The organism is Saccharopolyspora terrae (assembly GCF_004348435.1).
In the GTDB taxonomy this organism is placed as follows: Bacteria; Actinomycetota; Actinomycetes; order Mycobacteriales; family Pseudonocardiaceae; genus Saccharopolyspora; species Saccharopolyspora endophytica.
Genome location: NZ_SMKS01000001.1, coordinates 328,133 through 341,687, shown reverse-complemented (window position 1 = coordinate 341,687; position 13,555 = coordinate 328,133). Strand labels below are relative to the sequence as shown.

11 protein-coding genes are annotated in these 13,555 nt (G+C 68.8%); 7 read left to right on the top strand and 4 right to left on the bottom strand.

What is annotated here, in order from left to right:
- Nucleotides 1–114 precede the first annotated feature (114 nt).
- The 4 genes from E1181_RS01740 to E1181_RS01725 all read left to right on the top strand — a co-directional run bounded on the left by E1181_RS01740 (nt 115) and on the right by E1181_RS01725 (nt 5,407).
- The gene (locus E1181_RS01740) at nt 115–912 is read left to right on the top strand and encodes an amino acid ABC transporter permease (protein ID WP_132672113.1); all 798 of its coding nucleotides are present in this window, start codon (nt 115–117) and stop codon (nt 910–912) included.
- The gene (locus tag E1181_RS01735) at nt 909–1,661 is read left to right on the top strand and encodes an amino acid ABC transporter ATP-binding protein (RefSeq protein ID WP_132672049.1); all 753 of its coding nucleotides are present in this window, start codon (nt 909–911) and stop codon (nt 1,659–1,661) included. Before E1181_RS01740 ends, E1181_RS01735 begins: the two co-directional genes overlap by 4 nt.
- Nucleotides 1,662–2,046: 385 nt before the next feature.
- Nucleotides 2,047–4,323 (top strand): translocation/assembly module TamB domain-containing protein, encoded by a 2,277-nt coding sequence (locus E1181_RS01730; protein WP_132672048.1) that lies wholly within the window; start codon nt 2,047–2,049, stop codon nt 4,321–4,323.
- A 205-nt stretch (nt 4,324–4,528) separates the two neighbouring features.
- Nucleotides 4,529–5,407, top strand: a complete 879-nt coding sequence (locus E1181_RS01725; RefSeq protein ID WP_235875675.1) for an SGNH/GDSL hydrolase family protein — start codon at nt 4,529–4,531, stop codon at nt 5,405–5,407.
- Nucleotides 5,408–5,435: 28 nt separating this feature from the next.
- Here the strand turns inward: E1181_RS01725 and E1181_RS01720 are convergent, their stop codons facing one another.
- Nucleotides 5,436–6,650: an ROK family transcriptional regulator gene (locus E1181_RS01720; protein ID WP_132672047.1), complete on the bottom strand. Its 1,215-nt coding sequence runs from the start codon at nt 6,648–6,650 to the stop codon at nt 5,436–5,438.
- A gap of 121 nt (nt 6,651–6,771) precedes the next feature.
- On the opposite strand from E1181_RS01720, the gene E1181_RS01715 reads away from it, so the two are divergent.
- From E1181_RS01715 to E1181_RS01705, 3 genes are read left to right on the top strand one after another with little or no spacing between them, the layout of a single operon-like run.
- Nucleotides 6,772–8,106, top strand: a complete 1,335-nt coding sequence (locus E1181_RS01715; RefSeq protein ID WP_132672046.1) for an extracellular solute-binding protein — start codon at nt 6,772–6,774, stop codon at nt 8,104–8,106.
- A gap of 11 nt (nt 8,107–8,117) precedes the next feature.
- On the top strand, nt 8,118–8,984 hold the full coding sequence (locus E1181_RS01710; RefSeq protein WP_235875650.1) for a carbohydrate ABC transporter permease: 867 nt from the start codon (nt 8,118–8,120) through the stop codon (nt 8,982–8,984).
- Nucleotides 8,984–9,823, top strand: coding sequence for a carbohydrate ABC transporter permease (locus tag E1181_RS01705; protein ID WP_132672045.1), 840 nt, complete (start codon nt 8,984–8,986; stop codon nt 9,821–9,823). Before E1181_RS01710 ends, E1181_RS01705 begins: the two co-directional genes overlap by 1 nt.
- Before the next feature lie 51 nt (nt 9,824–9,874).
- On the opposite strand, the gene E1181_RS31225 is transcribed toward E1181_RS01705, so the two are convergent.
- The 3 genes from E1181_RS31225 to E1181_RS01695 all read right to left on the bottom strand — a co-directional run bounded on the left by E1181_RS31225 (nt 9,875) and on the right by E1181_RS01695 (nt 13,238).
- On the bottom strand, nt 9,875–10,012 hold the full coding sequence (locus tag E1181_RS31225; protein WP_165944481.1) for a hypothetical protein: 138 nt from the start codon (nt 10,010–10,012) through the stop codon (nt 9,875–9,877).
- A 221-nt stretch (nt 10,013–10,233) separates the two neighbouring features.
- Nucleotides 10,234–12,051 carry a phosphoenolpyruvate carboxykinase (GTP) gene (locus E1181_RS01700; protein ID WP_132672044.1) on the bottom strand — a complete coding sequence of 606 codons (1,818 nt, stop codon included), beginning with the start codon at nt 12,049–12,051 and terminating at the stop codon, nt 10,234–10,236.
- Nucleotides 12,052–12,485: 434 nt separating this feature from the next.
- The gene (locus E1181_RS01695) at nt 12,486–13,238 is read right to left on the bottom strand and encodes a DUF6802 family protein (RefSeq protein ID WP_207921956.1); all 753 of its coding nucleotides are present in this window, start codon (nt 13,236–13,238) and stop codon (nt 12,486–12,488) included.
- Between the last annotated feature and the right edge of the window lie 317 nt (nt 13,239–13,555).

The following is a 13,555-nucleotide window of genomic DNA, read 5'->3' as shown; positions in this document are numbered from 1 at the left end:
TCGAACACGCCGGCCCCGAGCGGTGCAGCGGGGGCCGCGAACACAGTCGCGGTAGCCCGCCGGACACATGGAGAGAAGTCGATGACAACCGAGATCGAGCGGCCCAAGGCAGGCATGGGCCGACGACAGCGGGCGCGGCTCAACCTCGGAATCCAGTACGCGGTGCTGGTCGTGGTTCTCGCCCTGGTGATCTTCATCGCGGACTGGGGTTCGATCGGCCGGGCGTTCTTCAACGTCGAGGTCGCCAAGGCGCAGTTCCCCGACGTGATCACCACCGCGCTGCTCAACACCCTCATCTACACCGCGGTGGGCTTCGCGTTCGGCCTCGCCCTGGCGATCGTGCTGGCGCTGATGAAGATGTCGCCGGTCGCCCCCTACCGGTGGATCGCCACCGGCTACGTCGAGCTGTTCCGCGGACTTCCCGCGCTGCTGGTGTTCATCGCGTTCGGCTACGGCATGCCGATCGCCTTCGGGCTGAAGTTCAACAACCTCTCGACCGTGATGCTCAGCCTCGGCCTGGTCGGCGCCGCCTACATGGCCGAGACCATCCGGGCGGGCATCCAGGCGGTGCCGAAGGGGCAGGTCGAGGCGGCCCGCTCGCTGGGCATGTCCTCGAGCCGCACGATGGTGACCGTGGTGCTGCCGCAGGCCTTCCGGATCATCCTCCCGCCGCTAACCAACGAGCTGATCCTGCTGACCAAGGACTCCTCGCTGATCTACCTGCTGGGTCTGTCGGTCGGCCAGTACGAGCTCGCCAAGTTCGGGCGCGGCGCGCTGAACCAGTACCAGTCGCTGACGCCGATCCTGATCGCCGGTCTGTGCTATCTGATCATCACGATTCCGCTGTCGCGCGTCTCCGACCTGCTGGAGCGCAAGTTCGGCGGCGTCCGGACCAAGGGGGCCACCAAGTGAGCGACGTGATGATCGAGCTCTCCGGGCTGAGCAAGTCCTTCGGCTCGCTGGAAGTGCTGCGCGACATCGACCTGCAGGTCGAGCGCGGCGAGGTCGTGTGCGTCATCGGACCGTCCGGGTCCGGCAAGTCGACCCTGCTGCGCTGCGTGAACCTGCTGGAAGAGCCGTCCGCGGGCAAGGTTTCGGTCGACGGCACCGAGCTGACCGACCCGGACACCGACCTCGACGGCTCCCGGCGCCACGTCGGCATGGTCTTCCAGCAGTTCAACCTCTTCTCCCACCTGTCGGTGCTGGAGAACCTGACGGTGGCGCAGCGCAAGGTGCTGGGCCGCTCGAAGGAGGAGTCGGAGAAGGTCGCCGAGGAGAACCTGGCCAAGGTCGGGCTCTCCGAGAAGGCCGGCGCGATGCCCGCGCAGCTCTCCGGCGGTCAGCAGCAGCGGGTCGCGATCGCGCGGGCGCTGTCGATGAACCCGCACGTGATGCTCTTCGACGAGCCGACCTCGGCGCTGGACCCGGAGCTGGTCGGCGACGTGCTCGGCGTGATGCGGCAACTCGCCGACGAGGGCATGACGATGCTGGTGGTGACCCACGAGATGCAGTTCGCCCGCGAGGTCGCCGACCGCGTCCTGTTCATGGACGGCGGCGGCATCGTCGAGCAGGGCCCGCCAGCCGAGGTCATCGGCAACCCGAAGGAGGAGCGCACCCGCACCTTCCTAGCCCGAGTCCTGGATCCCATTCATACGGATTAGGTGTCCGTGGTCCTCTTGCTCAGCGGTGCGGGTGGGGGAACCTGAGCGGCTCCGTGGACTCCGCGCGCCACTCCTTGAGTATGTCGATTACGCGGCGTCGCGGCGTGCTCGCCACGGAACCGCTCAGAACCCCCGGCGGTGCAAGCTGCGAGGGTGGGGTGAGGAGGAAGCACCTTCGGTGCTTGCCTGACGTGGGCTTGTGGAATTTGATCTGCGGACGGCCTCGGCGTGTTGGTTTGCGACACGCCGGGGTCGTTTCACGTGGAACGGGAGGTCAAGTACGCCATCCCGGTGTTTTCTGGTGCGGGGCGAAACCTCTTGTCGTGGTCAGACGTCCTAATAGGTAGATGATCGACGACGCGTCACGGGGTTTCGGGGGCTACGGGTGCCTAGCGGCAAGGTGAGGGAGAACGGCAACGGTCCGCTGACCGCGGCCGAGCGGCGAGTGGACGAACTGCTGCGGCAGGGCAGACCGGAGACGCCGGAAGGCGAACCGCTCGACGTGCTGGCCGAGGAGTTCGAGGCGGACAAGGAGATCCGCGGCGAGTTCCTCACGCGGCGGCTGATCGACTCGCCGGACGAGGCGAGCTGGCGGCCCTTCACCAGAAGAGCCCGGCAGCAACCGGTGATCCTCATCGAGGACGCGGTGATCAGCGGCTGCCTGGACCTGCGCGCCGCCGAACTGCCCTACCTGCTGGAGTTCGTCCGCTGCCGGTTCCTCGAAGCGCCCGACGTCCGGCAGGCGTCGCTGGCCGGCCTGGTGCTGCGGAACTGCCTGCTGCCGGGGATGCGGGCGCGGAACCTGCGCACCACCAGCGACACCCACCTGCTGCACTGCACCAGCCGCGACGGCGTCATCGACCTCGCCGACGCCGAGCTCGGCGGCTCGCTGCTGCTCAACGGCAGCGACCTGAACAACCCCGGCCGGCGCGCCATCTACGCCGACCGGCTGACGGTGGCCGGGGCGATGCTGGCGATGGGGATCACCGTCGCGGGCGAGATCCGCATCCCCGGCGCCAAGATCGGCGGCAACCTCACGCTGGCCGGCGCCACGCTGCGGAACCGGGGCCGGTTGGCGCTCAACGCCAACGGCATCCAGCTCGGCGGTTCGCTGCGCTGCGACGCCGACCCGAACACCGGCAAGTCCTTCACCGTGGCCGGGATGGTGTTCATCCCGAGCGCGAACATCGCCGGTGACCTGCGGATGCGCGACGCCGTGCTGGAACCTGGGATGAGTCCGCCGAGGCGCGGCGAGTCGCCCTACGACGACCCGACCAGCACGCTCATCGCCGACCGCAGCCACGTGCACGGCGACGTCGAGATGGACGAGAACTTCCGCAGCGGCGGGACGATTCGCATGGTCAGCGCCCGCATAGAAGGCGACATGCGGTTGTCCGGCGCGCAGATCGACCTGACCTGGGCGCAGTCCGCGCGGGCCGCTGTCGACCGCTCGCTGCGCGCCCTGCACATCGACGGCACCGAGATCCGCGGCAACCTCGCGGCGGGCCGGGTCAACGTCTGGGGCGAGTGGCGGATGACCGACGTCCAGGTGCACGGCAGCTTCCAGCTCAACCGGGCTCGGCTGACCGGCGCGCGCACCGACGTGCTGCAGGCGAGCCGGATGACCGTCGGCAGCAACTTCGACTGCCGGGAAGCCGACATCAGCGGGTCGATCCAGCTGCAGGGCGCGTCGATCGGCGCCAACCTCGACCTGCGGGCCAGCGAGCTCACCAAACCCGCCTGGCACCGCCACAAGCTCGCCTACAAGCCCTCGGTGGACCTGCGCGGAGCGCGGATCGCGCGGGACCTGGTGTGCGCTTCGGGCGTCCGGCCGTTCCTGGCCGAGGGCGAGGTGCAGCTGCGCCGGAGCGAGATCGGCAGGCAGGCCAACTTCTGGGGAGCCCGGCTCGGAGACGGGTTGAGCCGCAACGCCATCAACGGGTTCGGTCTGGTCGCCCAGGAGCTGACGCTCAGCGTCGAGGACCCGCCGAAGGGCCGGATCCTGCTGCGGCAGGCCCAGTGCGAGCTGCTCGCGGACAACGCGCGGCTGTGGGAGGCCAGCGGCGGGGTCGACGTCGAGGACTTCAGCTACGACAACTTCACCGACAGCGTCGAACCCACCGACGTGGACAAGGTCAAGGAGCGGCTGGCCTGGCTGCGCGCCAACTCCGGCGACCGCTACCAGCCCGGTTCTTACGACCAGCTCGCGCACGTCTTCAGCGGCAACGGCAACGAGGAGCACGCCGTCACGGTGCTGATCGAGAAGCAGCGCCACCGCTACAAGGCGATCGCGGCCTCGACCCGGCCCGCGTTCCGCCCGCCGGTCCGGTTGTGGAGCCTGCTGCAACTGGCGACGGTCAGCTACGGCTACCGGCCGCTGCGCGCCCTGATCTGGCTGGTGCTGCTCACGGCCGCGGGCACCACGTGGTTCTCGGTGCACGGACCGCTGCAACCGGTCAACGACGAGGACCACCCGCACTGGAGCCCGCTGCTCTACACCGTCGACCAGCTGGTCCCGATCATCAACCTCGGCCACGACGTCATGTGGCGGACCCAGGGCCCGTCGCAGTGGATCACCGTCGCGCTCATCGCCGCGGGCTGGATCCTCGCCACCACGGTCGCGGCCGGCATCACCAGAGCCCTCCGCCGGGACATCCAGTGACCCCTCTCCCCTCCGTGGTGGGCGGATTCGAATTTCGCGCGAAATTCGTGCCCGAACCTTCGCACTCGAACTTCGCGCGAAATTCGAAAAGGCCCGCTCCTTCGGGGGATTCCTGCCCTCCGAGCGGGTGGAATCCGGTTTTCGCGGGCTGATCTCGTGCTCAGATCGAGGAGTTCGGTCGCCTTGATCGGCTCGGGAGGTCTTCGTGGTGGGGTTGCGGTTGCCGGTGCTCGCGGGTGTTGGCGTGGTGGCGTTGCTGTCGGCGGGAGTTCCCGCCGCAGCGCAGGAGGACGCGTTCGAGTACGTGGCGATGGGGGATTCGGCGGCGGCCGGCCCGCTGGTTCCGGGTCCGGACCCGAACCTGCTGTGCTTCCGCTCGACGAGCAACTACCCGCAGGTCGCGGCGGCGCGATTGGGCGCGCAGCTCAAGGACGTCACGTGCTCCGGGGCGGAGACCGAGGACTTCTCGGGTCGCCAGCACCACGTTCTCCCGCCGCAGTACGACGCGCTGAGCGAGACCACCGACCTGGTCACGGTGACCATCGGCGGCAACGACATCTCCCTGGTCCAGGCGGCGGTGTCGTGCCTGAACGCGTTCCCGGAGCCGGTCGGCTCGTCCTGCGCGGACGACTTCACCGCCAACGGCGACGAGCTGGCCGAGCGCATCGACGAGTTCACCCCGGACTTCGATGAGGCGCTGGAGGAGATCACCGACCGGGCGCCGAACGCGCGGGTCGTGGTGGTCGGCTACGGCACCTACCTGCCGCCGGGCGGCTGCTACCCGAAGCAGCCGATGTGGGCGCGCGACGCCGACTACATCCAGTCCACAGTAGACCGACTCAGCGCCCGGCTCGATGAGCGGGCTCGCGCGCACGGCGCGATGTTCGTCGACCTCGGGCCGGTCAGCGAGGGCCACGACGTCTGCCAGGCTTCGCAGGACAAGTACTTCGAGGGCGTCGTGCCGACCTCGTGGGCCGCTCCCCTGCACCCCAACGCCAACGGCATGACGGCCTTCGGCAACGCCGTCGCCGACGCGGTGTCGGAAGCGTCGCCGAACCGCGTGCGAGCGGCGCAGGTCAACTGAGCAGCTCGCAGGTGCCCGGAGCAGATCCTCAGGAACCCAGCAGCGTGTTCAGGCGGGGTGAGTAGGCGTGGTCGAACACCAGTGACGCCGCGCCCACCGCTGCGGCGTCCTCGCCGATCAGCGCGTTCTCCACGCGCACCGGGCGCACCTGCGGTGCCCACACCTGCGCGGTGATCACCTTCGACACCCGGTTGCGGACCAGGTCGGAGACCTGCCGCAGCGCGGGTCCGCCGAGCACCACGCGGTCGACGTCGAGGACGCTGACCACCGAAGCGAGCGCCTGGCCGAGACGGGTCGCGGTCTGCCGCAGCACCTTGCGGGCCGCGGCCTCCCCGGCCACCGCGTCCCGGCACAGCTGGTCGTAGGCGGCGGCGACGGAGGTGGGCGCGGGCCGGCCGATGGCGGTCCGCCAGTCGGCGACGATGGAGCGCATCGAGCAGTACGCCTCCAGGCAGCCGCGCTTGCCGCAGTGGCACTCCCGCGATCCCCCGCTGTGGACGTGCCCGATCTCGCCGGCGTTGTTGCTGACCCCGCGGTGCACCTGGTCGCCGAGCACGACGCCGATGCCCACGCCGGTTCCCAGGTAGACGTAGACGAACGAGCCGGACCGCTGCGCGCAGCCGGACCAGCGCTCGCCGATCGCGGCGGCGGTGGCGTCGTTGTCCATCACCACCGGCAGCCCGAACCGCTCCTCGACGAGGTCGGCGAGCGGAACTTCCGTCCAGCCGTCGAGGTTGGGCGGGTCGAGGACCTTGCGGTGCGCGGGATCCAGCGGTCCGGGCACGGCGAGGCCCGCGCCGAGCACGCGGTCGGGTTCGAGCCCGGAGCGGCGCACGAGCTGCTGCCCGATGCGGGTCAGGGCGGCGGCGACCGAGTCGGGTGTGGCGTCGGCGGGGAGCCTGCGGGTGGTGCGCAGCCGGACACCGCCGGCGAGGTCGACGAGCACTCCGGTGATGCGCTCGGGGTCGAGGTGCAGGCCGACGGCGGAGTAGGCGTCGGGCACGACCTTGAGCAGGACGCGGCGCTTCCCGCCGGTGGAGGGGGCGTGGCCGTTCTCGGTGACGAGCCCGTCGTCCATCAGGGCCCGCACGATGTTGGACATGGTCTGCGCCGTCAGCCCCGTGCGCTGGGCGAGTTCCACGCGGCTGATCTCGCCGTGGCGGCGGATCGTGTCCAGCACGACCGCGCGGTTGAACCCACCGACTCGGGGCAGGTTTGTGCCTTGCCACGACGGATTGGTCATGCAGCGCTCCTCGTTGAGACCCGCAAGATCATTGACTTGTGCAAACGTTTGGACTTATGTTGCCCCCGAGTGTGATCCGGATCTCAGGTTAGTCGCAAGCGTCACAGGCCGGAGGAGCCAGATGCGCCGGAGAACCGCGTTAGCCGCCATCCTCACCGCTGCCCTGGGCCTTTCCGCCTGCGGCGGATCCGCCGAGGACCCGAACACGATCACCGTCGCCTACCACCGGTACGGCAACACGCTGCAGGTCGACGCGTTGATGCAGCGCGTGAAGCAGCAGTACGAGCAGGCCAACCCCGGGAAGTTCGTCAAGCTCGACCCGGTGGTGGCACCGGAGAGCGAGTACCTGTCCAAGCTCCAGCTGCGGATGCGGTCGGAATCCACCGCGCCCGACGTGCTCTACGAGGACAGCTTCAACGTCAACTCCGACGTCGAGGCCGGATACCTGCTGGCCCTGGACGACCGGCTCGCCCGGTGGCCGGACTGGAACTCCAGCTACATCGGCACCACCAAGCAGGCGGGCAAGGCCGCCGACGGCCGGATCTACGGCGTTCCGCTCGACACCGACACGCGAGGGCTCTGGTACGACCGGAAGCTGTTCGCCGAGGTCGGGTTGCCGGAGGAGTGGAAACCGCGCACCTGGGAGGACATCCTCGCCGCCGCCCGCCAGATCAAGCAGAAGCGTCCCGACGCCATCGGCATCGACATGCCGCTGGGCAAGGCCGAGGGCGAGTCGGTGAGCATGCAGACCGTCGAGATGCTGCTCTACGGAACGGAAACCGGCACCCTCTACGACGAGCAGCAGCGCAAGTGGGTGGTGCCCAGCAAGGGGTTCACCGACGCGATGGGCTTCATCTCCACCGCGGTCGGCGAGAACCTGACCCAGAGCAAGCCGCAGATCGCCGACGCCCAGTACGACAAGAACCAGCGCGACCAGCTGGCCCGCGAGGGCAAGGTCGGCATCCGGCTCGACGGCAGCTTCGCCTCCGGCAACTGGCAGGACTCCGGTTGGACGGACTGGACGAAGACCATGTCCGCGACACCCATGCCCACCCAGTTCGGCCAGGCGCCGGGAACCGTGACGCTCTCGGGCGGCTGGGTGCTGGCGGTCAGCGCGGCCAGCGACAAGCCCGACGACTCCTTCGCGTTCATCCAGCAGGCGTTGAGCGTGGACAACGTCGTGCAGTACTCGGCGGCCACCGGCAACCTGCCCGCGCGGGCCGATGCCGCGGCCGATCCCCGGTTGACCGAGGCCAACCCGCTCAACCAGTTCTGGATCGTCCTGCTGGCCAACACCCACTACCGGCCGGCGCTGCCGGAGTACCCGAAGGTGTCCGAGGAGATCCAGAAGTCCGTGCTCGACGTCGTCGCCGGGCGACCGCCCGCCGAGGTGTCCGACCAGTGGTCGCAGCAGGTCTCGCGGATCGTGGAACCGGCCAACACCCGGGCGGGCTGACGATGTCGGCGGTGCGGCGATGGCTGGCGCCGATGGCCCCGGCCGTGCTGCTGCTCGGGCTGTTCGTGATCGGGCCGATCCTGTGGAGCGGCTACGTCTCGTTCACCGACGCGGCCCTGACCGGCGCGGCGGCCAGCGATCCGGAGTTCGTCGGGCTGGACAACTACCGGCGGATGTTCGCCGACCCGGCGCTGTGGCACGCGGTGTGGGTGACCGCGGTGTTCACCGTGGGATCGGCGGTGATCGGGCAGAACTGCCTGGGCATGTTCATCGCGCTGCTGACCCGGCACCGCAACCGCTGGCTGCGCAACGCCGTCGGCATCGCCGTCGTGTCCGCGTGGGTGCTGCCGGAGCTGGTCGCGGCGTTCGCGATCTACGCGTTCCTCAACTCCGAGGGCACCCTGAACATCCTGCTGGTCGCGGTGGGCCTGGAGGGCGTGGACTGGCTGTACCACGCGCCGGTGCTGGCGGTGGTGCTCGGAAACGTCTGGCGCGGCACGGCGTTCTCGATGCTGGTCTACCAGGCCGCGCTGGCCGAGGTGCCCAGCGATCTCACCGAGGCGGCTGCGGTCGACGGCGCAGGGATGCTGCGCCGGTTCTGGCACGTCACGCTGCCGGTGATCCGCCGGACGATCGCCACCAACCTGATGCTGATCACGTTGCAGACCATCGGCGTGTTCACGCTGATCTACGTGCTCACGGCGGGCGGGCCGAACGCGGCGACGCAGACGCTGCCGCTGCTGATGTACGACTCGGCGTTCGAGTTCGACGAGATCGGCTACGGCGCCACGATCTCCCTGGTCCTGCTGGCGGTCGGCGGGCTGTTCGCCGTGCTCTACGCCTTCAGCCTCGGTGATCCGGACGAGGAGGGGGCGTGATGGCCGGAGTCACCGTCGCGAGGCGGCGCTCGGTGTCGGTGGTGGTGCACCTGGTGCTGGCGGTGGTCGCGCTGGCCTTCCTCGCGCCGCTGCTGTGGCTGCTCACCGCGTCCTTCGACGCCGAGGCACCGCTGTCGGCGAGGCTGCCGAGCGCGTTCACCCTGGACAACTTCGCCCAGGTCCTCACCTGGGAGACCAGTGTCCGTCCACTGTGGAACGGTATGCTGATGTGCGGTGGCGCGGCGCTGGTCTCGGTGGTCTCGGCGGTGCTGTGCGCCTACCCGCTGTCGCGCTACCAGCTGCGGTTCCGGAGACCGTTCCTCTACCTCGTGCTGTTCGCCTCCGGGCTGCCGATGACCGCGGTGATGGTCCCGGTCTACAGCATGTTCGTGCAGGTGGAGCTGGTGGATTCGATGTTCGGCACGACGCTGTTCCTGGCCGCGACCTCGTTGCCGATCGCGATCTGGATGACGAAGAACTTCATGGACGGCGTTCCGATCAGCCTCGAGGAGGCGGCCTGGGTCGACGGCGCGTCGGCGATGCAGGCGCTGCGCTCGGTGGTGCTGCCGCTGATCGTCCCCGGCATGGGCGTGGTCGCGATCTTCACGTTCATCAACGCCTGGGGGAACTTCTTCGTCCCCTTCATCCTGCTGCTCGACCCGGCGAAGCAGCCCGCCTCGGTGGGAGTCTTCGCCTTCTTCGGCCAGGGCGGGCTCATCGCCTACGGGCAGCTCGCCGCCTACTCGATCCTCTACACCGCACCGGTCATCGCCCTCTACCTGGTCGTGTCCCGCTACCTCGGCGGAGCCTTCAACCTGGCCGGGGCCATCAAGAACTAGTCGGGAGACCGGGTCGCGCGCAGCCGTTCTCGCGCCACCCGGCCTCGCCGGTCATCGCTCGACGGACGCCGCTCGATCGCGGTCGTCGCTCTCGATCGGGACGGTCGCGCTGTCGCCGTCGAGCCGCAGCGAGACGTGCACCGCTGCCGCGGCGATCAGGAACAGCACCAGAAATGCCAAGCCGGCCATGAGACCCCCTCGTCCGATGGGCCGCTGCGCAATCGCAGATGTCCTCAAGACGCGCGCGAGGGGCGGTCGGTTGCTCGGCTGCCGTCGACAACGCGAAAGCGGCGCCTCCCCTCGCGAGAGGGGAGGCGCCGCTTCGGGTACGCGCACGATTGACGTCCGCGTCAAACGGGTGGGGTACCGGGGCTTCCCACGACGACCCGGTACCGCCGCCCGCCCAGGTCTCAGCCCAGGCGCTGCTTGAGGGCCTCGAACTCGTCGCGCATCGAGGTGGGCAGGTCGTCACCGATGGTGTCGAACCACTCCTGGATCAGCGGCAGCTCCGCCTTCCACTCGTCGGCGTCGACGTTGAGCGCGATCTCGACGTCCTCGACCGGGGTGTCCAGGCCGGACATGTCGATCTCGTCGGCGGAGGGAACGCGGCCGATCGGGGTGTCCACGGCGGCGGCGTTGCCCTCGATCCGCTCGACGATCCACTTGAGCACGCGCGAGTTCTCGCCGAAGCCCGGCCACACGATCTTCTTGCCGGACTCGTCGCGGCGGAACCAGTTCACATAGTAGATCTTCGGCAGCTTGGAGGCGTCGGCGTCCTTGCCGGTGTTCACCCAGTGCTGCAGGTAGTCGCCGACGTTGTAGCCGATGAAGGGCAGCATCGCCATCGGGTCGCGACGCACGACGCCGACCTGGCCGGCCGCCGCAGCGGTCGTCTCCGAGGACATGGTGGCGCCCATGAACACGCCGTGCTGCCAGTTGAACGACTCGTTGACCAGCGGAACCGTGGTCTTGCGGCGCCCGCCGAACAGGATCGCCGAGATCGGCACGCCCTGCGGGTCGTCCCACTCCGGCGCCAGGATCGGGCACTGCGACATCGGTGTGCAGTAGCGGGAGTTCGGGTGCGCGGCCTTGACGTCGCTGTCCGGGGTCCAGTCGTTGCCCTTCCAGTCGGTCAGGTGCGCGGGCGTCTCGCCGCCCATGCCCTCCCACCAGACGTCACCGTCGTCGGTCAGCGCGACGTTGGTGAACAGCGAGTTGCCCTTCTCGATGGTGCGCATCGCGTTCGGGTTGGTGTGCTCGTCGGTGCCCGGCGCGACGCCGAAGAAGCCGGCCTCGGGGTTGACCGCGTACAGGCGGCCGTCCTCGCCGAAGCGCATCCAGGCGATGTCGTCACCGAGGGTCTCGACCTTCCAGCCCGGGATGGTCGGCTGGAGCATCGCCAGGTTGGTCTTGCCGCACGAGGAGGGGAACGCGGCCGCGATGTAGTGGACCTTGTTCTCCGGGGAGATCAGCTTGAGGATCAGCATGTGCTCGGCGAGCCAGCCCTCGTCGCGCGCCATCGCCGAGGCGATGCGCAGCGAGTAGCACTTCTTGCCCAGCAGCGCGTTGCCGCCGTAGCCGGAGCCGTAGCTCCAGATCATCCGCTCCTCGGGGAAGTGGGTGATGTACTTGGTGTCGTTGCACGGCCACGGCACGTCTTCCTGGCCCGGCTCCAGCGGCGCGCCCACGGAGTGCAGGGCGGGTACGAACTTGGCGTCGGTGCCCAGGCGCTCCAGCACCTTCGCGCCCATCCGCGTCATGATGTGCATCGAGACCACGACGTACTCGGAGTCGGTGATCTCCACGCCCAGCTTCGGCTCTTCGGCGCCCAGCGGGCCCATGCAGAACGGGATGACGTACATCGTGCGACCACGCATGGAGCCCCGGTAGAGCTCGGTCATGGTGGCCTTCATCTTGGCCGGGTCCATCCAGTTGTTGGTGACCCCGGCGTCCTTCTCCTCGACGGAGCAGATGTAGGTCCGCTCCTCGACCCGCGCCACGTCGGACGGGTCGGACGCCGCGTAGAACGAGTTCGGCTTCTTGTCGAGACGCTTGAAGGTGCCGGCCTCCACGAGGCGGTCGGTCAGCCGCGTCCATTCGTCCTGCGAACCGTCACACCACACCACGCGATCGGGTGTGGTCAGCTCCGCGACCTCACGCACCCACGACAACAGGCGCTCGTGCTTGGTCGGGGCCTGGTCGAGACCGGGGATGGTCACTGCGGTCATCGCGACGTGTCTCCTGACTGGGCGCCACAGCCCGGATTGTTCGCCGACGGGCCCGCCCGCCGACGTTTGCAGGGAAAGCTTCGCCCGGCCCGGAGAGCCGGGCGAAGTGGAAAAGGGATGCAACGAGGCTAACGGGGATAACGGCGCGCAATGAAGATCGGGGTTGTCGGTTCTCTCACAGGAACGATAAGGGAATCGATTCAGTTCGCATTTCCTTCCGGGTGCTCCCGGAAATCTCATCGCCGGTCCTGCCTGGGATGCCAGATTTTCCGGCGAAGCGGACACGAGTGCGAACGACCGGTGAACCGTGGATAGCCGCCGAATGGCGGTTGCCGGATGCAGAGCCCTGAGATGAAAAACCGCCCGATGGCCTGAGAATGAGGCCACGGGCGGGTGGTGGAATCACATTCCGTCGCGAATTGTGCGACGCCGCGTCACACCCAGGAGTCGTCCTTCGCGGGGCGCGACGGTTCGCCCTCGCAGGTCGCCGGAAGACCGGGGTCCGCGGCCGGATCCGGAGCCGGGGCGGGGGCCGGGGGCTTCGGCTGGAGCTCGGGCTCGTCGAAGGTCCAGGTCGCGTCGTCGGTCGCGGAGGCGAACTCGTTCGGGGCGTACTGGCCGTTGTCGCCGATCTGGCCCTGCTCGACGACCGTCCACTCGCCGTCGCCGGTGTGGTGCGAGATGGTCACGTCTCCGGTCTGGCTGATCTCGACGACCTGGTCGGCGGACCCGTCGCCGTCGACGTCGGTGACCAGCACGGTGTTGCCGTTCTCGGACTGCACGACCGCCGTGTCGGCGATGCCGTCGGAGTTGGTGTCCTCGGTCGCCGGCCCGACCTGCACGTCGCCCTGCGGGGTGTCCATGACCATCTGATTGCCGTCGTCCGGACGTCCGTCACCGGCACCGCCCGGGTGCTGGTGGGGGGCTTCGGCGGTCCACTCGCCGGTGTCGGCGTGGAATCGCGCCTGGTCGCGGACCTGGCCCTCGTTGCTGATCGACTGCATCAGGTCCGCGTGGCCGTCGGCGTTCTCGTCGATGTAGGCGACGTAGCCGTCGTCGGTCATCACCGCGACCGTCTCGTCCAAGCCGTCGCCGTCGAGGTCGTAGTTGGCCTCGGCGGTGTACTCCTCGCCGTCGACGGTGACCTTGATGTCCCCGTCCCCAGCGCCGGTCTCCTCGATGTACACGTCGGCACCCTCCGCCGCCTTCACCTGCAAGCCGTTGGACGCAGCGTAGAGCCCCGGGGTTCCCTCCAGGAACCACCCATCGCCCAGGACCCCCGTTTCGTCGCCCGGGAACCGGATTTCAGTGGAAGTCCGGTCCCCGATTTCCACTGAAGTCCGGTTCCCGAATTCAGTGGAAATCCGAAAGACCAGCCGGTCGTGCGAGGTCAGAGACGTGGGTGGCGTCAGAAGCGGGATCTCTGGGCTGCCTGGAGGTGATCGTGAGGGGGTTCGTGTGAGCGGTGGAGGTCTCCGGGGTGGTGATCGGTGGAGGGTTTCGA

What these genes read in the sequence shown, in the direction of transcription:
- E1181_RS01720 (WP_132672047.1), bottom strand. Translation starts at nt 6,650, where the DNA reads ATGACCAATCCGTCGTGGCAAGGCACAAACCTGCCCCGAGTCGGTGGG.
- E1181_RS01700 (WP_132672044.1), bottom strand. Translation starts at nt 12,051, where the DNA reads ATGACCGCAGTGACCATCCCCGGTCTCGACCAGGCCCCGACCAAGCAC.
- E1181_RS01740 (WP_132672113.1), top strand. Translation starts at nt 115, where the DNA reads ATGGGCCGACGACAGCGGGCGCGGCTCAACCTCGGAATCCAGTACGCG.
- E1181_RS01705 (WP_132672045.1), top strand. Translation starts at nt 8,984, where the DNA reads ATGGCCGGAGTCACCGTCGCGAGGCGGCGCTCGGTGTCGGTGGTGGTG.
- E1181_RS01715 (WP_132672046.1), top strand. Translation starts at nt 6,772, where the DNA reads ATGCGCCGGAGAACCGCGTTAGCCGCCATCCTCACCGCTGCCCTGGGC.
- E1181_RS31225 (WP_165944481.1), bottom strand. Translation starts at nt 10,012, where the DNA reads ATGGCCGGCTTGGCATTTCTGGTGCTGTTCCTGATCGCCGCGGCAGCG.